The sequence below is a fragment of the Psychroserpens sp. SPM9 genome (genome assembly GCF_025153525.1).
GTDB lineage: Bacteria > Bacteroidota > Bacteroidia > Flavobacteriales > Flavobacteriaceae > Psychroserpens.
Map to the genome: position 1 here is coordinate 608,756 of NZ_JANZNR010000001.1, position 23,359 is coordinate 632,114.

The 23,359-nt window shown below is 33.9% G+C and carries 22 protein-coding genes; 17 read left to right on the forward strand and 5 right to left on the reverse strand.

All coding sequences use genetic code 11. The annotated features are described in order from the left end of the window. Positions 1–37: 37 nt before the first annotated feature. The 3 genes from N4270_RS02685 to N4270_RS02695 all read left to right on the forward strand — a co-directional run bounded on the left by N4270_RS02685 (position 38) and on the right by N4270_RS02695 (position 2,627). On the forward strand, positions 38–1,180 hold the full coding sequence (locus N4270_RS02685; protein WP_260095254.1) for a methionine aminotransferase: 1,143 nt from the start codon (positions 38–40) through the stop codon (positions 1,178–1,180). A gap of 66 nt (positions 1,181–1,246) precedes the next feature. Further along, the gene (locus tag N4270_RS02690) at positions 1,247–1,756 is read left to right on the forward strand and encodes a hypothetical protein (RefSeq protein ID WP_260095255.1); all 510 of its coding nucleotides are present in this window, start codon (positions 1,247–1,249) and stop codon (positions 1,754–1,756) included. 91 nt (positions 1,757–1,847) lie between these two features. Next, positions 1,848–2,627: an amidohydrolase gene (locus tag N4270_RS02695; protein ID WP_260095256.1), complete on the forward strand. Its 780-nt coding sequence runs from the start codon at positions 1,848–1,850 to the stop codon at positions 2,625–2,627. Here N4270_RS02695 and N4270_RS02700 read toward each other — a convergent pair. Both N4270_RS02700 and N4270_RS02705 read right to left on the reverse strand, forming a co-directional pair. Beyond that, positions 2,614–4,221, reverse strand: a complete 1,608-nt coding sequence (locus tag N4270_RS02700) for an Ig-like domain-containing protein (protein WP_260095257.1) — start codon at positions 4,219–4,221, stop codon at positions 2,614–2,616. The genes N4270_RS02695 and N4270_RS02700 overlap by 14 nt on opposite strands. A 99-nt stretch (positions 4,222–4,320) precedes the next feature. Then, positions 4,321–5,001, reverse strand: coding sequence for a ComF family protein (locus N4270_RS02705; RefSeq protein WP_260095258.1), 681 nt, complete (start codon positions 4,999–5,001; stop codon positions 4,321–4,323). A 69-nt stretch (positions 5,002–5,070) separates the two neighbouring features. Between N4270_RS02705 and N4270_RS02710 the strand changes: the two genes are divergently transcribed. From N4270_RS02710 to N4270_RS02720, 3 genes are all read left to right on the forward strand, one after another. Further along, positions 5,071–5,955 (forward strand): hypothetical protein, encoded by an 885-nt coding sequence (locus tag N4270_RS02710; protein WP_260095259.1) that lies wholly within the window; start codon positions 5,071–5,073, stop codon positions 5,953–5,955. A 63-nt stretch (positions 5,956–6,018) separates the two neighbouring features. Further along, the gene (locus N4270_RS02715) at positions 6,019–7,557 is read left to right on the forward strand and encodes a glycine--tRNA ligase (RefSeq protein ID WP_260095260.1); all 1,539 of its coding nucleotides are present in this window, start codon (positions 6,019–6,021) and stop codon (positions 7,555–7,557) included. 3 nt (positions 7,558–7,560) lie between these two features. Next, positions 7,561–8,130, forward strand: a complete 570-nt coding sequence (locus N4270_RS02720) for a hypothetical protein (protein ID WP_260095261.1) — start codon at positions 7,561–7,563, stop codon at positions 8,128–8,130. Here N4270_RS02720 and N4270_RS02725 read toward each other — a convergent pair. After that, positions 8,127–11,552, reverse strand: coding sequence for a hypothetical protein (locus N4270_RS02725; RefSeq protein ID WP_260095262.1), 3,426 nt, complete (start codon positions 11,550–11,552; stop codon positions 8,127–8,129). The genes N4270_RS02720 and N4270_RS02725 overlap by 4 nt on opposite strands. 135 nt (positions 11,553–11,687) lie before the next feature. On the opposite strand from N4270_RS02725, the gene N4270_RS02730 reads away from it, so the two are divergent. The 7 genes from N4270_RS02730 to N4270_RS02760 all read left to right on the forward strand — a co-directional run bounded on the left by N4270_RS02730 (position 11,688) and on the right by N4270_RS02760 (position 17,514). Further along, positions 11,688–12,449 (forward strand): exodeoxyribonuclease III, encoded by a 762-nt coding sequence (locus N4270_RS02730; protein WP_260095263.1) that lies wholly within the window; start codon positions 11,688–11,690, stop codon positions 12,447–12,449. Positions 12,450–12,519: 70 nt separating this feature from the next. After that, positions 12,520–13,479, forward strand: a complete 960-nt coding sequence (locus N4270_RS02735; protein WP_260095264.1) for an OmpA family protein — start codon at positions 12,520–12,522, stop codon at positions 13,477–13,479. A 202-nt stretch (positions 13,480–13,681) separates the two neighbouring features. Beyond that, complete coding sequence (locus tag N4270_RS02740) at positions 13,682–14,719, forward strand: aldo/keto reductase (protein WP_260095265.1); 1,038 nt, start codon at positions 13,682–13,684, stop codon at positions 14,717–14,719. A gap of 106 nt (positions 14,720–14,825) precedes the next feature. Continuing rightward, entirely contained in the window at positions 14,826–15,023 is a 198-nt protein-coding gene (locus N4270_RS02745; protein WP_260095266.1) for a hypothetical protein, read from the forward strand. A gap of 52 nt (positions 15,024–15,075) precedes the next feature. Continuing rightward, the gene (locus tag N4270_RS02750) at positions 15,076–15,294 is read left to right on the forward strand and encodes a hypothetical protein (RefSeq protein WP_260095267.1); all 219 of its coding nucleotides are present in this window, start codon (positions 15,076–15,078) and stop codon (positions 15,292–15,294) included. Between the two features lie 252 nt (positions 15,295–15,546). Beyond that, positions 15,547–17,049, forward strand: a complete 1,503-nt coding sequence (locus N4270_RS02755; RefSeq protein ID WP_260095268.1) for a hypothetical protein — start codon at positions 15,547–15,549, stop codon at positions 17,047–17,049. A 6-nt stretch (positions 17,050–17,055) separates the two neighbouring features. Next, entirely contained in the window at positions 17,056–17,514 is a 459-nt protein-coding gene (locus N4270_RS02760; protein ID WP_260095269.1) for a hypothetical protein, read from the forward strand. A 58-nt stretch (positions 17,515–17,572) separates the two neighbouring features. Here the strand turns inward: N4270_RS02760 and N4270_RS02765 are convergent, their stop codons facing one another. Continuing rightward, the gene (locus N4270_RS02765; RefSeq protein WP_260095270.1) at positions 17,573–19,117 is read right to left on the reverse strand and encodes a ribonuclease E/G; all 1,545 of its coding nucleotides are present in this window, start codon (positions 19,115–19,117) and stop codon (positions 17,573–17,575) included. Positions 19,118–19,428: 311 nt separating this feature from the next. Further along, the gene (locus tag N4270_RS02770) at positions 19,429–19,719 is read right to left on the reverse strand and encodes an HU family DNA-binding protein (protein WP_028870804.1); all 291 of its coding nucleotides are present in this window, start codon (positions 19,717–19,719) and stop codon (positions 19,429–19,431) included. Between the two features lie 134 nt (positions 19,720–19,853). Here N4270_RS02770 and mutY point away from each other — a divergent pair, with 134 nt between their 5' ends. From mutY to gldD, 4 genes are all read left to right on the forward strand, one after another. Beyond that, positions 19,854–20,900 (forward strand): A/G-specific adenine glycosylase, encoded by a 1,047-nt coding sequence (mutY, locus tag N4270_RS02775; RefSeq protein ID WP_260095271.1) that lies wholly within the window; start codon positions 19,854–19,856, stop codon positions 20,898–20,900. A gap of 77 nt (positions 20,901–20,977) precedes the next feature. After that, positions 20,978–21,430 (forward strand): single-stranded DNA-binding protein, encoded by a 453-nt coding sequence (locus tag N4270_RS02780; RefSeq protein ID WP_260095272.1) that lies wholly within the window; start codon positions 20,978–20,980, stop codon positions 21,428–21,430. A 15-nt stretch (positions 21,431–21,445) separates the two neighbouring features. After that, positions 21,446–22,753, forward strand: a complete 1,308-nt coding sequence (locus N4270_RS02785; protein WP_260095273.1) for a gliding motility-associated protein GldE — start codon at positions 21,446–21,448, stop codon at positions 22,751–22,753. Between the two features lie 13 nt (positions 22,754–22,766). After that, positions 22,767–23,348: a gliding motility lipoprotein GldD gene (gene gldD / locus N4270_RS02790; protein WP_260095274.1), complete on the forward strand. Its 582-nt coding sequence runs from the start codon at positions 22,767–22,769 to the stop codon at positions 23,346–23,348. Positions 23,349–23,359: the final 11 nt, after the last annotated feature.

Genomic DNA, 23,359 nt, shown 5'->3' on the forward strand with positions numbered 1-23,359 from the left:
ATACAACTCGCTTTTCGTATAATTATTATATTTACATATGCAACTTTCACCAAAACTCACCAAGGTAGACACCTCGATTTTTTCTGTCATGAGTGCTTTAGCCAATAAGCACAATGCTATTAATTTATCCCAAGGATTTCCAAATTTTGAAAGTGACCAAAAGCTCATCGATGCGGTTTCAAATGCGATGAATACTGGTTATAATCAATATGCGCCTATGGCTGGAAGCTTCGACTTACGGCAAGCCATTTCTAAAAAATTTGAGTATTTATACAATTCCAGTTACCATCCAGAAACTGAAATTACAGTAACTGCTGGCGCGACTCAAGCTATATTCTCTATCCTATCAGCCTTTATTAAACCAGGTGACGAAGTCATTATATTTAAACCTGCCTATGACAGCTACCAACCTTCCATTGAAGCCAATGGTGGAAAAGCAATTGCAATCGCATTAGAAGCGCCTCATTATAGTATAGACTGGACACATGTTGAACAGCAAATTAGCGCTGCGACCAAAATGATTATCATTAATACACCTCACAACCCAAGCGGAACTGTAATGCATCAAACCGATATGCTGCAACTTCAAAAATTAACTGAAGGCACCAATATCTTAGTACTGAGTGATGAAGTCTATGAGCATATTATTTTTGATGGCGAGTCTCATCAAAGTGTCTGTTTGTTTTCTGATTTAAAAAAACGCAGCTTTATTACGGCATCCTTCGGAAAAACATTTCATAATACCGGTTGGAAAGTTGGGTATTGCTGCGCACCTAAAGCGCTTATGGAAGCCTTTAGAGCACTCCACCAATTTACTGTGTTTTCGGTGCACCATCCAACACAAAAAGGTTTGGCCGATTATTTAGCCGAATCTAATCATTATGTCCATTTATCAGAATTCTATCAAGAAAAACGTGATACATTTTTAGACCTCATCAAAGCATCACGTTTTAAATTCACACCATCAAAAGGAACATATTTTCAAGTTTTAGATTTTTCAAATATTACTTCGGAAAATGACCTCCTTTTTGCAAAACGTCTCACAATTGAAAAAGGATTGGCTTCTATCCCACTATCTGTTTTTAACGATCAGCAACGAGATGATAAAGTGCTGCGTTTTTGTTTTGCTAAAACCAACGATACTTTAAAAGCGGCAGCTCAAATCTTGAATTCAATTTAACTTAATTTTAAGTGACTTTTCTATTACTTTTGTTTCTAATAAGTAGAACAAAACAAAAACATGAACATGAAATATATAATCATTCTTTTAATGTTAACTTTTAGCATCACTTTACATGCTCAGGAAGTTCAAAAAGACGGAAAAACTTATGAAGTTAAAAAAGAAAAAATCTTTCTTGATGGAAAAGAGGTTACAGATACTTTAAGCCTCGAAGATAAAACGGCCATTTTAAAGGAAGCTGCAACGATTTCAGAACAAATCCAACGAAAAGAAGCAGCCGAAAAGCTAGAAGAGAAAAAGCAAAAAGAAGCTAAAAAACTCGAAAAAGAAAAGAAAAAAGCTGAAAAAGCTCAAAAAAAGGCTGAAAAAGAGCAGAAAAAAGCAGAAAAGGCTTTAAAGAAAAAACAAAAAGCTCAGGATAATTTTGACAAAGCCACTAAAAAATTAGAAACGGCTCAAAACAAATACGACAAGCTAAAAAAGAAAGGCAAATTGTCACCTAATGATGAACAAAAATGGCTTGATAAATTAGAAAAATTAAGAGCCAATGTCGAGAAAACAAAAGGCAAATTGTAGCTCGATATTAATAACCAAATACAAATCCATTTTAAGTTTTTCAAAATGAACTAAAATGGATTTTTTTTGTTTAAATTTTGTAAATTTAAACATGCAAAATCAATTAAGTGTTGCGTTAATTCAAAGCAATCTGGTTTGGGAAAACCCTGAACAAAACCGCATTAATTTCAGTCAGAAAATTAATGCTATTTCCAAACCTGTCGATCTTATTATTCTACCCGAAATGTTCACTTCAGGATTCACGATGCATGCCGCACAAGTTTCAGAAGCGATGACAGGAACAACCGTATCCTGGATGCGAGATTTGGCACAACAAAACCAAGTTGCTATAACTGGAAGTTTGGTAATCGCAGACCAAAATGCCTTTTACAACCGACTTCTTTTTGTGATGCCTGATGGCGACGTTCAATATTATGATAAAAAACACACCTTTACCTTAGCTGGTGAAGATCGCGTTTATAAGGCTGGAAAAAAACCTTTGATTGTTGATTATAGAGGTTGGAAGCTCAAACCTTTGGTATGCTATGATTTACGGTTTCCCGTTTGGGCCAGAAACACCGAAGATTATGATGCTTTAATCTATGTTGCAAATTGGCCTAAGGTAAGAATTTCGGCTTGGGATGCGCTTTTAAAAGCACGAGCCATTGAAAATATGAGTTACTGTATTGGTGTTAATCGTGTAGGTTTAGATGGTAACAATTATGAATATTCTGGGCATTCGGCAGCATACGATGTTTTAGGAGAACGCATAGATTATATGTTGCCTAATAAAGAAGCCATTGACGTAGTAACACTCTATAAAAATCACATCTCTAAATATCGAGAAAAACTAGGTTTTTTAAAAGACAGAGATACTTTTAGTCTAAAATAAACACTTCTTCGGGATAATCCCATCCTGCACGACCGTCAATAAATCCTTTGGCAAAACTCACGCGTTCGGCTTGGCGTTGTAAAAGATAATTTCCAGAATCCCATTGCTGGTTTCCGTTGGTATCATAAATCACTTTGATATAGTACTTTGCAGGTGTTAAATTTCTAAAATCAAATAGACGTTCTTCAGTAGCAAATTGTTGGTATTTCATCTCGCCTTTTTCATTAGTAAGCTGCACAATCACTGGATAAACTGCATTTTCTAAACGCACTCTAATATTGGTATAATCTGAATATTGTTTAGTCTTCAAATTATAATTAAGTGTATCATTGACATTTCCGAAGAAATCTTCAAAAGCGCCTGGAAGCATTTGAATTTTATAGGTTTGAAGTTCCTCTTTTTCAAACTGAAACCTATAGGTATTCTCTAATTTTGAATAGCTGGTTTCGAAAGGCACGTTTAAAGAATCTTTATCTAAAATTGTGATGTGCTGCGTGTTGATATTTTCTAAAGGAATATTTGCTGAAACTCCAAATTGATTATTAAAATTTATGGTTCCCGAAACCGTCGATTTTATAACTAATGAATCTCTATCAATCACCCTAAAACGATGGTTAAGCGTATCAACAAAACTCTTATTTCGCACAACAAACTTCGCCGAATCAGCCTCAATATTAGGCTTGTACCAATAGTATAAGGTATCGGCCTTTTCATCTTTTGTAATACGGGTTTTAAATCCATCAGGGCGATTACCTAACAGTTCAATTTCCATGTCTTTATAATCACCTTGGTAACCAAAAGCAATTTTTTGACCCGCAACTTGTCTTGGTCGTTTCACATCAAAATTGAGTGTTTCATTAAATAATTTTATGGTGTATAAAGAATCGGTAGGTGCAGTAATATAACCTTCATAAAACCCTATTTTATCAGAACCTTGCTGAAATGTAAAATTCCCGTTTTCATCTTTTAAAGCGACCAGTTTATAGGTTCCTGGTTTGATATTATCAATACTAAAAGTGGTTAAGCTATCTAAGGTATTTGTAATGTATTTAGGACGTTGCTTAAAGACCGTCGAATCTGTATAGGTCGAATCAATTTCATATAACATCACAGAGATAAATGCGTCTGTTTCTCTGTTTTGAGCATCCATAACTTGACCTTTTACCGAAAGTGAATCAATTACATCTCCAGTAGAAAACACATATCTGTAGTAATCGTAAGGGTTTTCTTCGTTATTATCGACAATACTTTGCCCAAAATTAAACGCGTAGGTTGTATTGGCTTCTAAAGTATCGTTAATAATAATTTTGATGTATTTACTTGCAGTTCCCAAAGGCGTTACTGTTGGCTCAGGATCCATTGGAGGCGAAATGATAAGTTGCTTTTGAAGATTTTTGATTTTCACATATTCATCAAAAGAAATTCTAATTTCCTTTCCGTTAAAGTTGGTGGTAAAATTCTCCGGACTTGCCTTTATGATTTTAGGTGCTTCTTCATCTTTTGGTCCACCAGATGGTGTTCCTCTATTTGCACAACTTACCAGCATCACCAGAATAGCTATTAAAACAAAACCTTGTAAAACGTTTTTATGCATGCTCACTTCAAATTTCAACAAATTAACAACAAACCTCCTTATCCTCAAAACAATTAATACCAATTTAACCTCAAAATAGCAGTAGTCATAAGGCTTGTATTAATCGGTTATTGCCATGGTTGCCAAACTTAAAGTGATTCCGTTAATTTGTAATAAAGACGTAGCGCAGTCTTCTATTGTAGCACCTGTAGTTATAATATCATCAACGATGAGAATATGTTTATGCTCAAGCGCAGCGCCATTTTTAATTTGAAAATTACTGCTCACATTTTGATTCCGTTTTAAGCGATCTTTAAAAACCTGTGTTTTAGTATTGGTGGTTTTAATTAATACTGAAGGATTATACTCGGCTTCTAAGGCTTTAGCTAAAGCTTGTCCAAACTTATCCACCTGATTATAACCTCTGGTTTTTAATTTAGATTTATGAAGCGGAACTGGAATCACAACATCAATACTGCGATAAGCTTCTATATGTTTTAACTCCTCTCCTAGCCATTCCCCTAAACAATGCCCAATAGTTTCTTGTCCTCTATATTTTAAATTATGCATCAACTGTTGTACAATACCCTTTTTAGAAAAATGCAAAAGAGCAGTCGCTTGTTCCAGTTTCACTCGTCCGTAAAGTATTTTATGCACTGCATAATTGGTATCATCATGAAAATGTGTCAGCGGTAATTGATGCCTACAATTAGTACAAATTTCTAACTCATTATCAGATAAATGTTGACTACAGCCACTACATGTCTTAGGAAAAAATAAGTTTAACAAGTTTTTTATCATTTCAACGATTAAAATCAGTTATGAATAACATATTACTTAGTTTCGCAAGATAAAATAACGATATTAATAATGATAGTTAACCCTCAATCATTTAACTACAGATTAATAATTGGTTCTTTAATAGTTGCTGTCGCCGTTTTAACTGTTTACAGTTTTACAAGTTATAAATCCATTGTAGCGCATGAGCAATTTTTAGAACAGGAAAAGAAGCTAGTTGAAAGTGAACTCTCCCAAATGATCACCCGCTATGATGATGTTTCAATTTCAAATGATCTGATTTCTTCCCAATTGGAAGACGCAAAAAAGAAAACCCAATTAGCTTTGGACTCACTTAGAGTGCTTCGTAGCGATCTTTCTGTATTGGCGAAATTCAAACAACAATTATTTAGCCTAAAACTTAAAAATAAAGCCTTATTTAAAGCAGTTGATTCATTAGAACAAGTTAATAAAGGTCTTGAAAAGGAAAAACTACTTGCTTACAACGCTTTAAGAAAACAGCAACGCGAAAATTCGACTTTATTAAAAGAAAACGAACATCTGGAAAAAAGTATAGAAAAAGGAGCTCTGCTTACTGCAAACTCGTTTAAAGCCAGAGGTTATGAAAAGTTTTTTGGAGCTAAACGTTCTAGTACAAAAGCAAAACGCGTCCACAGCATTGAGGTTTGTTTTACACTAGCTGAAAATTCATTAACCGAAGCTGGAAACAAAGAACTTTATATTCAAATTTTGAATCCCAGAAATAATGTTGTTGCCGACAAAGGCGCTGTTCGTTTTGGGGATTCATCATTAATTTACAGTGCAAAAGAAATCATAAACTACACCAATCAAGTTGTTGAAATTTGCATTGATGTTGACGCTGATATTGACGAACAACCTTTAGAAAGTGGAACCTATTATATTTCCATTTTTCATAAAGACAGAAAACTTGGAAGCACAGAAGTTAAACTTAAATAACCAACATTATATAATTTCTTAAAAACCGTTCTATTAATTGGAGCGGTTTTTTATTTTTGCATCATGGCAAACGACGATCAATTTAAAAAAGTAATCTCTCACGCAAAAGAGTATGGTTACGTGTTCCAGAGTAGTGAAATCTATGACGGACTTAGCGCAGTGTATGATTATGCACAAAACGGAGCAGAGCTCAAGAAAAACATTCGTGACTACTGGTGGAAAGCCATGGTGCAAATGAATGATAATATTGTAGGAATTGATGCTGCAATTTTTATGCATCCAACCACTTGGAAAGCTTCTGGCCACGTTGATGCCTTTAACGATCCATTAATTGATAATAAAGATTCCAAAAAGCGCTATCGTGCCGATGTTTTAGTGGAGGATTACTGTGCTAAAATTGAAAATAAAATTGAAAAAGAAGTCAAAAAAGCTGAAAAACGCTTTGGAGAGGCTTTTAATAAAGAAGAATTTATATCAACCAACGGAAGAGTATTAGGCTATCAAGAAAAAATTGATACGATTCTAAAACGCTTAGGCCAATCGCTAGAAAAAGAAGACTTAGCCGATGTAAAAGCGCTTATTGAAGAATTAGAAATAGCAGATCCACTTACAGGGTCTCGAAACTGGACCGACGTCAAACAATTTAATTTGATGTTTGGAACTAAGCTTGGAGCGAGTGCCGATAGTGCTATGGACTTATACTTACGTCCGGAAACGGCTCAAGGTATTTTTGTGAACTTCTTAAACGTTCAAAAAACAGGACGTATGAAAATTCCTTTTGGAATTGCACAAACAGGAAAAGCGTTTAGAAATGAAATTGTTGCCAGACAGTTTATTTTTAGAATGCGTGAGTTTGAACAAATGGAAATGCAATTCTTTATCAAGCCAGGAACTCAAAAAGAATGGTTTAATCATTGGAAAGAAACTCGATTAAAATGGCATTTATCACTTGGGATGGGCCAAGATAATTACCGTTTTCACGATCATGAAAAACTAGCGCATTATGCTGATGCTGCGACTGATATTGAATTTAAATTTCCGTTCGGATTTAAAGAACTCGAAGGAATTCATTCCCGAACCGATTTCGATTTAAAACAACACGAAGAATTTTCTGGTAAAAAACTGCAATACTTCGACCACGAAGACAATGCCAATTATACACCTTATGTATTAGAAACGTCTATTGGTTTAGACCGAATGTTCTTGGCTGTGTTTTCTAATGCCTTAGAAGACGAAACGCTTGACGACGGAAGTGTGAGAACTGTTTTAAAATTACCTGCTGTATTAGCACCAACAAAAGCAGCTGTTTTACCATTGGTTAAAAAAGATGGCTTACCTGAAATTGCCAAAACTATCATTGATGACCTAAAATGGGATTTCAATGTAGCTTATGATGAAAAAGATGCTGTAGGAAGACGTTACAGACGCCAAGATGCCAACGGAACACCATTTTGTATCACTGTTGATCACGATACCTTAGAAGATAACACAGTTACCATTCGTCATCGAGACACGATGGAACAACAACGTGTTAAGATTGAGGATTTACGAGACATCATTAAAAAAGAAGTGGATGTAAAAGAATGGTTACAAAAAATGTAAGCAATGAAAACAGTCGTAATTTGTGTTTTATATCTTCTCAGTTTTAATACCATTTATGCGCAACAGAAGGATGCAAGTGTAGAAAAATCTGTTTTTGGTGTACAAACCGGACTCTTAGGAATTTGGGCGAACAACGAATCAAGGTTAAGCAACAGTATCGTTTTACGAACCGAGCTAGGTATGGACGCTGGCATTTTTGGAAATGACATCTATAACTCTTCAGGTTATATTTTAGGTTTTGTTATAACAGCTGAGCCTCGATGGTATTATAATTTGAATCGCAGACAGAATAAATCGAAACGAATTGATGGTAATAGTGGTAATTTTATTTCACTTAAAACCAGTTATCATCCGGATTGGTTTTATTTTTCTAGTGATGACAACGTCAAATTAATAGCCGATATCTCAATCATTCCTACTTACGGCATTCGTAGAAATATAGGAAAACACTTCAATTATGAAGCCGGTTTTGGTATTGGATATATTGAGTATTTAAATGACAATGACGTGATTATACTTAACGAAAGTGATGTTGCTGTTAACTTACATCTAAGACTAGGCTACCGATTTTAAAAATAAGCCTTCAGCTGAATGGTTCCTGTATGAATGGTTTTGCTCGTCTCTGTTTTTCTTCCGAAGTAATTTAAGTTTAAATCCAGAAACTTCGTTAATTTCTTTTGTGCCAGTAAGGTCCATGTAAAGTTATTTCCAGGTTGTAAGCCTTCTAAAATCTGATATGCTACAGGTGTATTGGCATTGCCTTCAAATTCATTTTTAAAGAAATTCACTTCTCCTGTCAAAGCCAGTTTATTAGCATTATTGTACGTAAATGAGAGTCCGTAATTATTCTGCAACAACTGCTCCAAATTGCCAATCACATTATCTTTAGACGTGTATTGATAAAAGATATCAAATCGGGCATTTTCATTAAAAATATAAGATAGTTTGGGTTGAAATCTTACTTCTTCCAATTCATAATTTCTAGAGGTAAAATTCTCATTCAGACTTTCATTGGTTTCTAAACTGGTTTCCAAATTTAACAGCCAGCTTGTCGCAAATTTATGATTGAATTGCAACTGATGACTCTTAAGCTTATTTTGTAACAAGCCAATAGACAACAAGTTTCTGGTTTTGTTCGATAGAAAGGTATACGATGTGGTATAGCGCTGTTTAGACCTATTAAAAAACAACACATTTCTAATACTTTGGTTGATTAGAAAATAGTCTTCAATGTTTAAATTTTCTTGAAGCGCTTCAAAAGGATTTAAATTAAAACCATGACCTTCTCTTAGTTTTTTACTTTCGACCAAAAATGAACTTTGATTGTAAAAATGGGACCAGAATTTCTTAGTGTTATCTTCGGAAACTGCCCATTGTTGCGGATTTATAGTCAAGGTTTGACTGAACCTATTTTGATGGGTTTTAACAAACACCTGATTAGGTAATAAAACTCTAATATAGCTACCTTGATCGGCAAATTGAGCCACTTCAAATTCGTTGAGTTCTTGAATACCGTTTTCGTTATAATCTATCCAAGTGTAAGCACCTTGACCTGGCTCTACTTCAACATAGGTAAAATCCTGTTGCGGCAAGGTTCCCGAATTGGTTTCATAAACGGTATTCCATAACACTAAATTATTCCATAATTTCTGGTTAAAATTCAACCTAGAGTTTAACGAATTTTCATCAGCTATAGCTTCATCTTCACTTTTTAAGGTTCGGTAATTTGCATAAATCCCCAAATTGGTTGTTGCATTTTGAATGATTTTCGATTTCAGATAAAACGTATTAGAGGAATTGACGCGTGTAACAATATTATCGCGCAAACTATCATTAACTCTATGTTTGTAACCAATTTCAACAAAAACACCAGTACTATCTCCATATCCTGTGAAGGCTTCATAGGAATTGAATCGCTGACTTAAATTAGTTAATAAATTGGTGTCACGTTCTCGCTGCTCACTATCTTCTAAAGCTATTTTGGCACCAACCCATTGCTTTTTAAAGTTGTAAGTCACACGGTTAAATGAACGAATAAAGGTTGAAGTAGATATACTGCTTTTATTATTTAAAACACTAGAATTTGTAAAAATATTAAACTGTTTAAGCTGAAGGTTTGCTAATAGATTATGACGATTTCCATTAAAATTTTCAGTGTAATTTAAATGTTCAAATTTGTAAGTCGCCAGCCCTTTTTTAGGATGAATAAGTTCAACCCCTGAAGACAATAAGGCTTGATTCCCTTGAGGATCCTCTAAGTTCCAGTCCCGATTAAATTCGGCACGATACAAACGCTGAATCGTTTTAAAATTTTTGTGAATTATATCGGCATCAGCATAAGCATTCAGGTTCCATAAGCTATCTGTTTTAACAAGGCTTTGATGAACGCGCAGCTTTCCTGCAAATCCATCATTATTAGTATCGTCTAAATTTGAAAACAAGTTTAAATCATTTTTACTCCCAGCGAGCTCAAAATATACCGCTGTTTTTTCAGAAGGCTGATAGGTTCCGTTAACGACTGCTACTTGCAACCGTTCTGGAGCAACTAACCTGACGATAGGCTCATAATTTCCTTGAGGAATACCGTCAACAGGCGCTATATATTCAAAAATATTTTCAACAGCATTACTATTTATAAGAATATAATTGCCTTGATTGGGTCCGACAAGTGTGAATCGAACACTAAATAAATCATCGTCCGGATTATTAGAAAACACAAATATTTCGGTACCATCTACGGTTTCCTTTTTATATAAAATTCGGTTCTCATCAAACGCCTGAGCTACATCAGAAGGCGCTACCATTAAGGACGTATCATCACCTGCATTGGATAAAATATCGACCTGTTCAGAAGATAAATTTTGCTGTAAAGGTTGATTTTTGGCATCAGATTCTGAATACACCGACACCCCTAATTTTAATTGTTCTGTTTCATAAGTTCCGCCGCCATAAATGGTAAACCTTGAATAATTGCGCTCACTAAACTGATAATCTACGGTGATTCGCATTTCAGAAGTGATGGGATAGGTCGAATTAAAAATGATTTCGCCAGCATTATAATCGATCACATAATCTTTGTTTTCGCCACGTTCAATAGGAATTCCATTCACATAAACCGTTTCGCTCCCAGAAACAATCAAAACAAACAGTTCGTTATTAGGTCCTGAGAGTTTATAAGGCCCTTGATTGCCTTCTTGCGCAATAAACTGACTTGTTGTAAACTGGCCTCGCACCAAAGCACCCGAAGCAAATACATTGGTTTTTGAATCTTCGCCACCCAAATTGGCAGCCACTTGTAAACCTTGAACACGCTTGGTAAAATTCGCAAAATAACTATTGGTATTTGTTAGATCAATATCACCTGCTCTAATGTTCCAGTTGTCGCTAAACAGTTCAATAAATACCTGATCAAATTCGTCTAAGCGTTGCGAATAGCCACTTTCTTGTAAGGGGATGTTTGCATCTTGAATGGAGGCTCGCAAGGAAACCTTATCGCTTAATTTTCCGGAAATTTGCAAATCCAACTCACTATTTAATACCGAGTTCTGGTTGTTTCCAAGGGTGACACCTCTCGAAATACTTCCGGAAGTACTCAACCCACTAAAAGGAATGTAATTGTTCTGAATATTGGATTGATTCAGCTTATATAACCGCTGAAGACCATCGGTATTTTCAACAATAATCTTATCATCCAACTGAAAATATTTCCGTGTTAAAAAATCGGGATATCGCAAATAACTAATTTCTACGGAATCGACTTCAACAGGTTTTTTAAAAGTGAGTAAAGCTTTTGCAAAATCAACATGATAATAAGAAGAATCGATCGTGGTATTATCGTTGCGTTTGAGCTTAAACCAACTGGAATTGATACTAACTGTATCAATTTTTATGGAGTCTCTAACGGCTACTTTTTTCGTTTTATAGTTAGAGCTTTCCTCTTGCGCAACGGCACAAAAAGACAGCATCAAACAAATAAGTGAAGTAGCAATTTTCATTCTTTATATAAACTTGTAAAGACAAAAATTATTTTATGGTTAAAATGCCCTTAAAATAATAGTGTAAAAGTACAGTATTATTTAATTTAGGCCGATAATAGGTATTTTATAAAAAACACCTAATAAATTTATATTATGAAAATAGTTTCTTACAACGTTAATGGCATACGAGCCGCCATGAATAAAGGCTTTATAGATTGGCTTAAAAGTGCAAATCCTGACGTGATTTGCCTTCAAGAAATCAAAGCGATGAAAGAACAAGTAGACATTGAAGCTATTGAAAATGCTGGCTACATCTACAATTATTGGTTTAGTGCTCAAAAAAAAGGCTATAGTGGTGTTGCTATTTTAAGTAAGATAGAACCTAAACATGTCGAATACGGAACAGGAATTGAATCTATGGATTTTGAAGGGAGAAACCTAAGAATCGATTTTGACTCACTTTCTATTATGAGCATGTATTTACCTTCAGGAACAAACGATGCCAGATTAGCTCATAAATTTGAATATATGAATATGATTCATCAGTATTTAAATGAACTGCGTACCGAATGTCCTAATTTGATCGTTCTAGGAGACTATAATATTTGTCACGAAGAAATTGATATTCACAACCCTAAAATGAAAGGTGTTTCAGGGTTTTTACCTGAAGAACGTGAATGGCTTGGAGATTTCATCGCTAGCGGATTTATAGATTCGTACCGCTATTTACATCCTGATAAACAAGAATTTTCATGGTGGAGTTACAGAGCAAATTCAAGAGCTAACAACAAAGGCTGGCGTTTAGATTATGCTATGGTTAGCGAACCATTACAAGAAAATATCAAACGAAGCGTTATTCTAACGGAAGCGGTTCACAGTGACCATTGTCCGATTTTAGTAGAAATAGAGCACTAATTAATAATCGCTCTTTTCTTAAAAAAGCAAAAAATAATTAACAAAAAAACAAACCCAAATTATAAATAACATGATTAAAAAATTGTCATTAATAGCACTCACATTAATACTTAGCACATCTTGTGTTTCAAAAAAGATTTATACCGATTTAGAAGACAAATATGCAACTCTGAAAAAGGAAAATCGCAAACTGGCTGATAGCAATAGAGATTTAGAAACCGCATTGAATAAAGCCGAAAATGATTTGGCCAAACTCCAGAAAGATTATAAAGATACAGTAGCCAAGCGCAATGCCTTACAAAACGATTACGATGCGACTAAATCTAACTTAGACAATTTGAAAGCGTCTTACGATGCCTTAGAAAAAAACAGTAGTGCATCCATTGCAGCAAATTCGAAAAAGAACAGAGAATTATTAGCGCAATTAGAAGCCAAAGAGCAAGCCTTAGCTGCTGAAAATGCACGACTAGAACAACTCAAAAAAGAGTTAGAATCACGTTCACAACGTGTTGCCGAATTAGAAAATGTCATCGCTTCTAAAGATGCTGCAATGACCAAATTAAAAAATGCCATTTCTAAAGCCCTAACCAATTTTGAAGGTAAGGGTTTAACCGTTGAGCAACGCAACGGTAAAGTTTATGTCTCTATGGAAAATAAGCTCCTTTTCGAATCTGGAAGCTGGGCAGTTGGATCTCAAGGAAAACAAGCCGTTAAGCAACTTGGAGAAGTTTTAGCTGTAAATCCGGAGATTGCTATCCTCATTGAAGGACATACCGATAATGTGCCTTATAAAGGAAACACGCAATTAAGCGGAAACTGGGATTTATCTACAAAACGAGCGACAGCAATTGTTAATATACTTAGAGAAAATGCATCTATAAATCCGGAAAACCTAACCGCAGCAGGACGCGGAGAATTTGCACCAATTGCAACAAACGACACGCCTGAAGGTAAGGCAAAAAATCGCCGTATTGAAGTGATTTTAACACCTAAACTAGATGAAATTTCTAAGCTGTTAAATGATATTTAGCTTTTTGTCATTCTGAACTTGATTCAGAATCTCACAAGAGCATAAAACTTAACATAGATTTAGATGGTTCAATTTTTATAAAGTTGAACCATCTTTTTATCTTTACACTTCTTAAAAATAAGGCAACAAGGTTCACTGATGATTATTGAAACCTATTAAACTAAATAATGAGATTCTGAACCAAGTTCAGAATGACGATACTATGAGATACACAACTTTACCAAAAACCGATATAAAAGTTAGTAAAATATGCCTTGGCACTATGACCTGGGGAAATCAAAATACCCAGGAAGAAGGCTTTGCACAAATGGATTTAGCACTAGATAGAGGTGTTAATTTTTTTGATACTGCTGAATTATATCCGGTTCCCGCAGAACAAAAAACCTATGCAGAAACCGAACGTATTATTGGGAATTGGTTTAAAAAAACTGGTAATCGCGATAAGGTTGTTTTAGCATCAAAAATTGCAGGAACAGGTGACTACACGGCACATATTAGAACTAACGGATTTAGTAAAGCCGCCCTTAACGAAGCGGTTGAAGGCAGTTTAAAACGTTTAAAAACCGATTATATTGATTTGTATCAATTGCATTGGCCAGAACGTGAAACTAACACCTTTGGCGTTAGAGATTACGATCATAATCCTGATGATTCTTGGACCGACAATTTTAATGAAATTCTTCACAGTCTCGATACCCTTGTAAAATCTGGAAAAATACGTCATGTAGGTATTTCTAACGAAAAAGCTTGGGGAACCATGCGTTATTTAGAAGAATCTAAGCAGCACAACTTACCTCGAATGATTACCATTCAAAATGCCTATTCGTTGTTAAATAGAGTTTTTGAAGGCGATATGGCTGAAGTGGCTATTCGTGAAGACATTGGACTCTTAGCATATTCACCTATGGCTTTTGGTGTATTGTCTGGTAAATACATTAAAGGTACTGCTGGAGATCAAGCACGTTTAAAGTTGTTTCCAAGATTTGCAAGGTATAGTAGTGTTAATTGCACAGAAGCAACGAAACGCTACCTAAAAATCGCAGAAGATAACCATATGACATTAGCTCAAATGTCGTTAGCCTTTGTCACCGATAGACCATTTATGACGAGTAATATTATTGGTGCAACTTCATTAGAGCAATTAGAAGAAAATATTGACAGCATTGATATTGTATTAAATGACACTATCTTAAAAGCGATTAATGAAGTACATGCGGATATTCCAAATCCTGCGCCTTAAAAATTTTTATCTTGAAGTGTAAAATGGTGAGCCTCTTGAAATAAACTTAATTTATTTTGTTTGTTTGTCGATTATATTCTATATTAGTACAGCTAATCGAATCATTATGACGCCATTAATCTTATTATTACAAGAAGTAAATACGTACACAACTGAAAATTTTGATAGTACATTTGCTACATTGGGAATTATTCAATTATTACTTTTCATCATACCTTTAGTATTAGGTGTATGGTTATTTATAAAAGTAATTACGTTTCTCAATCTTAAAATCAAATTGATGAGACGTGAGTTAAATCAATAATAAAACAGGATTAATTCTTGGCTTAAATAGGTCTATATCACACTATAATCTCATGAATTTAGCATTTGTAATTTTAATTCTTCAAAATCAACAGGTTAGAGACATCCCATCTCGTGATTTTCAATTAGGCTCTGTATTTTATGCCTATTATGGTTTGGCTATTTTCATTTATACGACCATTTTGGTCTTAGCACTCATTTTGTATTTTAAAATTATTAAGTTTCTCAACTTAAAAATTAAACTTATGAAAAGAGAATTAGATAAAGACTAATTACTAAGAAAAAAACCTTAGAATAATAAATGCCCTGAAATAAATTTCAGGGCTCTTTTTTTGAACCTAGTTTGCATGCTATTAATTAAGTTTCCGTAAAATCAGCATTAATTTTAAAACTGTAAACACCCATAAATCAAAATGTTATTTGTTTTTGTATAGAATATTTTCTATATTTGATTATGTAGAAAATATTCTATACAAGTATTTGATCAATTACTTTCAATAAACACTAATTTAAATCAATGGATTATGAAACATTATTTTAAAATCCTATTTCTAATATTAGGAATAGTAGTAAGCACTTTCTCTTGTCAAAAACAAGACGAGATCATATCAGACATAAATCAATACCAGGTTCCTAGTATTGAAACAGCAAGAACATATTTTAATGACAGAGCAAATTTGGGTAACTTAGATATAAATTATTCGTTTCGAAATGGTGAAAGCACTTTAAATTCTGATTGGGAAAGATCTAAAGCCAAAAAATATAAGGATGAACCTCAGGAAAATATAGATATTTTATATACTCCTATCTATTTACCTACTTCTGGTAACGCTAAAGGCTTTATAGGAACCGTTGAGATTAATGGCGAATTACAATCTAAAATTATTATGTTAATATACACTGAAAGCAGTAATGATAATGCATTTTCAGGGTTTATGCTATTATATGACTTAGATGGTAACATTGAATATTCATATAAATATTCGGAAGGCCAACGCATAGCAGAAGGTTTACCATCACTTGGTACTACCAATGCAAACAGAAATAACGGTGACGACTGTAACAACCCATTTGACAGTGTTGGATGCTTTATAGATTGGATAGGTGGTGATTGGTTTGGTATTGATGGTTTTATTGAAAATGAAGAAGTAGTTGTTATTGCAGCAGGTGATTCGAGTACAGGTGGTTATGTAAACGATTCTGATTTTGGAAATCCAGGGTTTAATATTCCAATGTTAAACGACCCTTATTCAGGAACTGCAACCCCATGGTGGTTATCTAATACAGTGTCGCCTAATGCAGTATCGATAGTCATGGCATTAGAACTAGAACATGCATCACTTCCTGAAGCACAATGGTTACTTAATGAAGCTAACCAGGAACAATTAGAGTCCATAGCCAGTTTTTTAAATGATAATCGCGTTATTGATAGAGACACCGTTCCCAGTGAATTTGAAAATGATGGTGTAGATCAAAATCAGGTGACTGAGATTTCACAGGAGGCTTTAGATTTTGCATTGACAATGATTAATTCTTTAATCAATAACCCAAGTGTTTCCTATGAGTATAGTCCTTCCAATCAATCTAATAATAACTTTCAAGATTTTGATTCTTTTAGTGAAGTAGAAGATTTCTATCAAAATGCTACGACATCTTCATCAAGTACATTTTCTACAGATAGAGATAAATTCACGCACAGTTTTAACTTATGGATATTTAGCTATGCTATACATATGGATATCGAAAAACTTATTCCTAATGGAAATTCATGTGACTGTATTGAAGTTGTTGATGTAATAACTTATCTTAGTGGTAATGAAACTTTAGTCGCATATGAACAGATTGGTGATTATTGGACAGATATTTCTAGTCAAGAAAACACGATAAAGGTAAGCGTGAAGGGAAAAATCACACACGGATTGAATATATATGGATTTCCTTGGAAAAGATCCGAAATTTATGTCATGCATGTCACTTATAATCATTCTACAGGACTTATAACAAATTATGGTATTAACTTATATTAAAAAATAATGATGAAACTATACATTAATACGATTCTAATTGTCTTCTTTTTTGCAACCAATATTTATGCACAAGACGAAACTCAAAATGAAGAAAATGACTTGCTTATTAAAAGTTATTTAAACCTTAATGATCATAAGTTTTCTACTTTAAAAAAACATCAAGTCATTATAGATGAACTCTATCTTACAGTTAAAGACTCGGTGAAGCCTGAAAAAATAAATAGGAGATTGAATTTGTTTCTAGACAATAAATATAATCAAAAGCAATTATTAATCACTTTGAAAATGGAAAGACAAATGAAAGGCTCTAATTCTACTTTCGAATTGGATTATAGTATTGACCAAAGTAAAGCTTTAAATTTTGGTACTGTGGATGAGTATATAGAATATAAGAAGAAATTAGATAGTGTTCTCCTTACCAAAGTAAAAATCAAAGACTCGACAACTACCAAAAAGAAAAACTAACTTTATAACCATTAAAAACAAAACCCCTTTCCGTTAAACGAAAAGGGGTTTTTTGATATTATTTGATTTCCTTACCATTTTTGTCATAAAAATGATATTCAAGATATGTGTAAGCATCTCTAGGTAAAACTTTTACCCATTTTTTGTGTTCTAAAAACCATTTAGAACGTACTGATGGAAACCCTTTGGTTAAAAAGGCTGCTATAAAAGGATGCGCATTTAAGGTTATCTTTTTATAGTCTTTTTTGAAAAGCCTTTCTAGGTCTTGGGTAATATTTTGAATCACTTTAATTGGTGCTTCAATTTCTCCTCCTTGGCCTCCGTTAGGATTTTCTTCTTTTGTTTTAATATTGCGTTCTGGGCGAACACGTTGTCTGGTGATTTGTATCAAACCAAACTTACTGGGTGGCAAAATCTTATGTTTTGCCTTATCATCTTTCATTTCGTCACGAAGATGATTGTACAATTTTTTTCGATTCTCTGCCCTTCCCATATCAATAAAATCTACAACGATAATGCCTCCCATATCACGTAATCGTAATTGTCTGGCAATTTCTGATGCAGAAATTAAATTCACTTCTAAAGCAGTGTCTTCTTGATTTTTTTCTTTGTTAGATCTGTTCCCACTATTCACATCAACAACATGCATCGCTTCGGTATGTTCTATAACCAAATAGGCTCCTTTTGCCATGGAGACTGTGCGACCAAAAGATGTTTTGATTTGACGTTCTATTCCAAACTTTTCATAAAGTGGTACGCCATTTTTGTACATCTTGACTATTGATTCTTTTTTGGGAGCAATTTCTTGAACATAATCTTTGATTTGTTCATAAAGCACTTCGTCATCTACTGTAATCCCTGAGAATGAATCGTCAAAAATATCTCTTAGAATAGAAGAGGCTTTGTTCATTTCACTCAACACCTTACTAGGATGATGTGCTTTGTTTAATTTTTTACACATTGCTGTCCATCTATTCAGCAAATTTTGTAAATCTTTGTCGAGTTCGGCTACTTTTTTGCCTTCTGCGACTGTACGAATAATAACACCAAAACCTTTAGGTGTAATACTCTTGACCAAACGTTTTAAACGTTCTTTTTCTTCCTTTGATTCAATTTTTTGAGAAATTGAAATTCGGTCAGAAAATGGGACCAAGACAATATAGCGACCTGCAATAGAGAGCTCGCTACTAATGCGAGGCCCTTTGGTTGAAATTGGCTCTTTTACTATCTGTACTAATAGAGATTGATTTGATTTTAAAACATTCGCAATGCTTCCGTTTTTATCAATATCTTTCTCAAACTGAAAATTTTTCAGTAAAAAATCGGTATGTCTACCTGTGCTTACACGTTTAACGAATTTTAAAAGTGAAGGTAATTTTGGTCCTAAATCATGATAATGCAAAAAGGCATCTTTTTCATAACCTACATTTACAAATGCAGCATTGAGACCAGGAACAGCTTTACGTATTTTGGCAATAAAAATATCACCAACTGCAAATTTGTTATCATCTTCATCTTTGTGTAACTCGATAAGTTTTCCATCTTTTAATAAGGCAAAATCAACAATATCGGAACTCGATCTTATAATCAATTCTTTTTCCATGTTGTTCATTTTAATCCATCCCAATTCATTTCGGGATAGATGGATAATACTTTTTTGACACAGGATATTAAATCCAGCAAACTCATGTATTGCGAAGGTAAACGCAATAAATTCATGAATTCTATATCAAAGAACGTTGTTGTTAAAATTAAGAAAAGTAGTTAAAAAACTACTTTTCTTAATTTATTTCTTTTTGTGACGATTAGCGCGTCTACGTTTTTTACGCTTATGCGTCGCTACCTTGTGTCTTTTTCTTTTTTTACCACTTGGCATAAATAAGTCTTTTTTAAATTAATGTTTGTTTTAATGTTTTAGTTGACCTCAACGTTGGTCTTAACACCTTCAACAAATACTTTTGCAGGTTTAAATGCAGGTATATTGTGAGCAGGTATTTTAATCGTTGTATTTTTTGAAATGTTACGTCCAGTTTTTTCTGCTCTAGTTTTTACGATAAAACTTCCAAAACCTCTCAGGTATACGTTATCTCCTCCTTCTAATGAAGATTTTACTTCTTCCATGAATGTTTCAACTGTTGCTTGAACATCTCCTTTTTCAATTCCTAATTTATCAGAAATTTTAGCTACTATATCAGCTTTTGTCATTGTTATTAATTTTTAGGGTTATCTATTAATTATAAGGGATGCAAATATAGGCAATTTAAATTCAATATTTCAAACGTAATTAATTAAAATTTAACCTAATAAACGATTATTTTTGTGATTTCAGCAGAAAAACTATGAATTTTACACAGGATATAACTAATTGGTATTCAAATAATAAGAGAAATTTACCTTGGAGAAAAACAAAAAATCCATATCCAATTTGGTTATCTGAAATAATTATGCAGCAAACCCAAGTTAAGCAAGGTTTACCTTATTATGAAGCTTTTGTTAGCCATTTTCCTACCGTTTTTGATCTTGCAAATGCCGATGAAGAAAGCATTTTAAAACTCTGGCAAGGCTTAGGCTACTATTCTAGAGCTCGTAATTTACATGCTTCTGCTCAATATATTGTAAATGATTTAAATGGTGAATTTCCATCGACCTTCACTGAACTATTAAAATTAAAAGGTGTTGGCGATTATACGGCAAGTGCCATTGCCTCTATATGTTACAATGAGCCTGCAGCTGTTGTAGATGGTAATGTTTATAGAGTATTGTCTAGGTATTTTGGCATAGATACACCTATTAATAGCTCAAAAGGGATTAAAACCTTTAAAGCATTAGCAACGACTTTAATTGATCCTGTAAATCCAGGTGATTACAATCAGGCGATTATGGAGTTTGGTGCCATACAATGCAAGCCTGTAAATCCAGATTGTAATGTATGTCCGTTAAATACCAGCTGCATAGCACTTCAAAAAAACAATGTTGGTGCGCTTCCAGTCAAATTAAAAAAAACAAAAGTCACAAAAAAGCATTTCAATTTTTTGGTCATCATTTCTGCGGATAAGCAAATTGTATTCGAAAAACGACATCGTAAAGGTATTTGGCAAAACTTATATCAATTTCCGCTCGTTGAAACTAAAAGCCCATTAACTCCTGAAGAATTTAAAACAGAGCCAAAAATAACTTCAGTTTTTAAAGATTTAACTTTTGAATATCATCTTTATAATACTAACGAACGTGTTCATAAACTCTCACATCAGCATTTATATACTAAATTTTGGATTGTTGAAGTCGAACAACTTCCTAAAAAGGGGATTTCAATTTCAGAATTAAACCGCTATCCTACGCCGATTTTAATCAGTAATTTTATCGATGAGTTTAATTTTGAATTTTAGAATAATCATAAATTTTTCATACTTTTAATACAGTGATAACAAAATGTGTAATTTTGTACGCTTAAACACAATAAATTATGTCAGGAACATTAAATAAAGTAATGCTAATTGGGCATTTGGGAGATGAAGTAAAGCTGCATTATTTTGATGGTGGAAACTGTATTGGCCGATTTCCATTAGCAACTAATGAAACCTATACCAACAGACAAACCAATGAACGTGTCACCAATACAGAATGGCACAATATTGTGGTACGCAACAAAGCTGCCGAGATCTGTGAAAAATACTTATCTAAAGGCGATAAAGTGTATATAGAAGGTCGATTAAAAACCAGAAAATGGCAAGATGATAAAGGTGCCGATCGTTATTCGACCGAAATACAATGTACCGATTTCACGTTTTTAACAACTAAAAGTGAGAGTCAAGGCGGAAGCGCACCAACGCCAAACCCGCAACAATCCGAACAAAAACCATCTAGTACTAGCGTTTCTGAACCTCTAGTTGAAGATAATGATGACCTACCATTTTAACTAAATTTATTTACCTTGGATCCTGAACCCACGAGTTTAATAATTACCATGCTATCTGTAAACGTATCTTTTGTATCTGGATTCGTATTACTTTTAATTTTATTGCTCTTCTCTGCCTTAATTTCTGGTGCCGAAGTCGCATTTTTTTCTTTAACAAAATCTGACCTCAACACAGGTTTGGAAGAGAATCAAAAGAAATTCAGTATAATCTCTGCTCTCCTTGAACGCCCTAAAAAACTATTAGCAACCATTTTGGTCGCCAATAACTTTATCAACATTGGTATTGTTATTTTGTTCGCCTATTTGGGTGAAACTATGTTTGAAACGATCGCTATTTCTTGGTTACGTTTTACTTTAGAAGTTGTTGTTATTACCTTTCTAATCTTACTCTTTGGTGAAATTATCCCAAAGATTTATGCCAGTAGAAATCGCGTCAAGTTCTCTACTTTTATGGCCATTCCTTTAAAGGTATTAGATGTTATTTTTTCGCCAATTAGTCTACCAATGCGCCATATGACTCTGGCCATTCACAACAAACTCGGAAAGCAAAAATCAAACCTCAGCGTTGACCAGTTATCTCAGGCTTTAGAGCTAACAAGTGATAGTGATACGACCGTTGAAGAACATAAAATTTTACAAGGTATTGTGTCTTTTGGAAACACCGATACCAAACAAGTGATGCGCCCAAGGATGGATATATTTGCACTTAATGAAGATGCCAAATACATGGATATCCTTCCTGATGTTATTAGTAATGGTTATTCTAGAATTCCGGTTTATAAAGACAGCATCGATAATGTTACTGGTATTTTGTATGTTAAAGATTTATTGCCTTATATAGAGCGAAAGCAATTTGACTGGACCACCTTACTTCGTGATCCGTTTTTTGTTCCTGAAAACAAGAAACTAGATGACCTTATGGTTGAATTTCAAGAAAAAAAAGTGCATCTCGCTATTGTAGTTGATGAATATGGCGGTACCTCTGGTGTTGTTTCTTTAGAAGATGTCATCGAAGAAATTGTAGGAGATATTAGTGATGAGTTTGACGATGATGATATTATTTATACTAAAATTGACGACAAGAATTTTTCTTTTGACGGAAAAACAACACTCAAAGACTTTTATAAAATTGTACAATTAGAAGACGATGCCAGTTTTGAAGACCACAAAGGTGAAGCAGAAACCATTGCTGGTTTTGTTTTAGAAATTTCGGGTATTTTTCCAAGGCGCCAAAGTAAAATAAATTTCAAAAATTACGTTTTTACTATAGAAGCTATTGACAAGAAACGAATTAAACAGATTAAGTTTACAATTTTAGACTAAAACAACCTCCTTTATGCGTTTTAAACATCTATGTATTATCTCGGTAACTGCTGCTTTTTTTTCCTGCGGAAATGATCCACTTCCCAAACCAAAAGCAATGCTAAGATTAGATTATCCGCAACCCAAATACGCTAAAGTTGATGTGCGATTGCCTTTCACCTTTGAAAAAAATCAGGCTGCAGATAAAATAACCAATATAAAACTTGATGGGATTAGCAACTCTTCTGGTGTAGAAATTAATTACCCAGATATGAAAGGCACCATTTACCTTACTTATAAAAAGGTTGATGCTACCAATCTTGAGAATTTATTAAGAGACGCTCAAACCTTAACTCAAAAGCACACTATTAAAGCCGACGAGATTGAAAGTGTTATTTACGAAAACCCTGAACGGAATGTATTTGGAATGTTTTATGAAGTTGGAGGAAACGCAGCGTCGCAATCGCAGTTTTATGTCACAGATAGCATTAATCACTTTTTAAGTGGCTCCTTATATTTTTACGCCAAACCAAATTATGATTCCATTTATCCTGCGGCTATATATTTAAAAAATGACATTAAGCATATCATGGAATCTATAGAATGGAAAGAATGACTTTTGAAATT

Excerpts from the sequence above, each read along its gene's own strand:
- N4270_RS02685 (WP_260095254.1), top strand. The coding sequence starts at position 38 with ATGCAACTTTCACCAAAACTCACCAAGGTAGACACCTCGATTTTTTCT.
- N4270_RS02690 (WP_260095255.1), top strand. The coding sequence starts at position 1,247 with ATGAAATATATAATCATTCTTTTAATGTTAACTTTTAGCATCACTTTA.
- N4270_RS02695 (WP_260095256.1), top strand. The coding sequence starts at position 1,848 with ATGCAAAATCAATTAAGTGTTGCGTTAATTCAAAGCAATCTGGTTTGG.
- N4270_RS02700 (WP_260095257.1), bottom strand. The coding sequence starts at position 4,221 with ATGCATAAAAACGTTTTACAAGGTTTTGTTTTAATAGCTATTCTGGTG.
- N4270_RS02705 (WP_260095258.1), bottom strand. The coding sequence starts at position 5,001 with ATGATAAAAAACTTGTTAAACTTATTTTTTCCTAAGACATGTAGTGGC.
- N4270_RS02710 (WP_260095259.1), top strand. The coding sequence starts at position 5,071 with ATGATAGTTAACCCTCAATCATTTAACTACAGATTAATAATTGGTTCT.
- N4270_RS02715 (WP_260095260.1), top strand. The coding sequence starts at position 6,019 with ATGGCAAACGACGATCAATTTAAAAAAGTAATCTCTCACGCAAAAGAG.
- N4270_RS02720 (WP_260095261.1), top strand. The coding sequence starts at position 7,561 with ATGAAAACAGTCGTAATTTGTGTTTTATATCTTCTCAGTTTTAATACC.
- N4270_RS02725 (WP_260095262.1), bottom strand. The coding sequence starts at position 11,552 with ATGAAAATTGCTACTTCACTTATTTGTTTGATGCTGTCTTTTTGTGCC.
- N4270_RS02730 (WP_260095263.1), top strand. The coding sequence starts at position 11,688 with ATGAAAATAGTTTCTTACAACGTTAATGGCATACGAGCCGCCATGAAT.
- N4270_RS02735 (WP_260095264.1), top strand. The coding sequence starts at position 12,520 with ATGATTAAAAAATTGTCATTAATAGCACTCACATTAATACTTAGCACA.
- N4270_RS02740 (WP_260095265.1), top strand. The coding sequence starts at position 13,682 with ATGAGATACACAACTTTACCAAAAACCGATATAAAAGTTAGTAAAATA.
- N4270_RS02745 (WP_260095266.1), top strand. The coding sequence starts at position 14,826 with ATGACGCCATTAATCTTATTATTACAAGAAGTAAATACGTACACAACT.
- N4270_RS02750 (WP_260095267.1), top strand. The coding sequence starts at position 15,076 with ATGAATTTAGCATTTGTAATTTTAATTCTTCAAAATCAACAGGTTAGA.
- N4270_RS02755 (WP_260095268.1), top strand. The coding sequence starts at position 15,547 with ATGAAACATTATTTTAAAATCCTATTTCTAATATTAGGAATAGTAGTA.
- N4270_RS02760 (WP_260095269.1), top strand. The coding sequence starts at position 17,056 with ATGATGAAACTATACATTAATACGATTCTAATTGTCTTCTTTTTTGCA.
- N4270_RS02765 (WP_260095270.1), bottom strand. The coding sequence starts at position 19,117 with ATGGAAAAAGAATTGATTATAAGATCGAGTTCCGATATTGTTGATTTT.
- N4270_RS02770 (WP_028870804.1), bottom strand. The coding sequence starts at position 19,719 with ATGACAAAAGCTGATATAGTAGCTAAAATTTCTGATAAATTAGGAATT.
- mutY (WP_260095271.1), top strand. The coding sequence starts at position 19,854 with ATGAATTTTACACAGGATATAACTAATTGGTATTCAAATAATAAGAGA.
- N4270_RS02780 (WP_260095272.1), top strand. The coding sequence starts at position 20,978 with ATGTCAGGAACATTAAATAAAGTAATGCTAATTGGGCATTTGGGAGAT.
- gldD (WP_260095274.1), top strand. The coding sequence starts at position 22,767 with ATGCGTTTTAAACATCTATGTATTATCTCGGTAACTGCTGCTTTTTTT.